At 50.5% G+C, this 703-nt stretch carries 1 protein-coding gene; it reads right to left on the bottom strand.

Annotated elements, in window-relative coordinates; translation table 11 throughout:
* On the bottom strand, positions 1–703 hold a 703-nt coding region (locus QJ48_RS31470), incomplete at both ends, for a penicillin-binding transpeptidase domain-containing protein (protein ID WP_272948172.1).

The raw sequence follows: 703 nt of genomic DNA, 5'->3' as shown, positions 1-703 counted from the left end.
CATCCGTCCGCGGATCGGTCTCGGCGGGCGCCTCGTCCTGATAATCTTTCGGACGGTAAAAATCCAGGCTGCGGCGGCGGTCCGCTTTGACTCTTTCCATGGCGTTCGCCAGTTCTTTAAACAAAGTTCCGAGCGGTTTTTCCCGCTTGATCACGCTTTTCTGCTGAACAAATTCGCTTGGCGTTCCGTCTTGCGCGATATAATTGATTCCGTTATACGTAATAATTGGCAAGCTTACCATGACGTTATCTTCTTCGGTCGGAACGAATTTTTTATTGAATACGTCCGTGACGAGCTTGCCCGCCTTCGAAGTCGCTTCGCTCGGCAGCTTTCCGGAAAGGCTTGAGACAGTCGCCTCGACGATATTTTCCGGCCGTTTGAACTCTTTTGTCGGGAACAGCTCAGGTTTTTTGTTAATCGCGTCATCTAAAACAAGTGCAAAAATATTTTTGGCCCGGTTCGTTCCGCCGGTTTTCTTGCTCAGCTTATGAATTGGCTGGTCATATCCGACCCAGACGCCAAGCGTAATGTCCGGCGTATAGCCCATAAACCAAGCATCGGCATCGTCCTGGGTCGAGCCGGTTTTGCCGACGATCGGCATTTTGCCGTAGTGCTTGAAATTTTTCATCAGATCGGTTGCCGTACCGGACGTAATGACGGTGCGCATCATATCGGTCATCAGATAAGCCGTTTGCTCGGAAAA

The organism is Paenibacillus sp. A3, from assembly GCF_001399685.1.
Classification (GTDB): domain Bacteria; phylum Bacillota; class Bacilli; order Paenibacillales; family NBRC-103111; genus Paenibacillus_G.
This window is presented reverse-complemented; position numbering and strand designations above follow the sequence as displayed.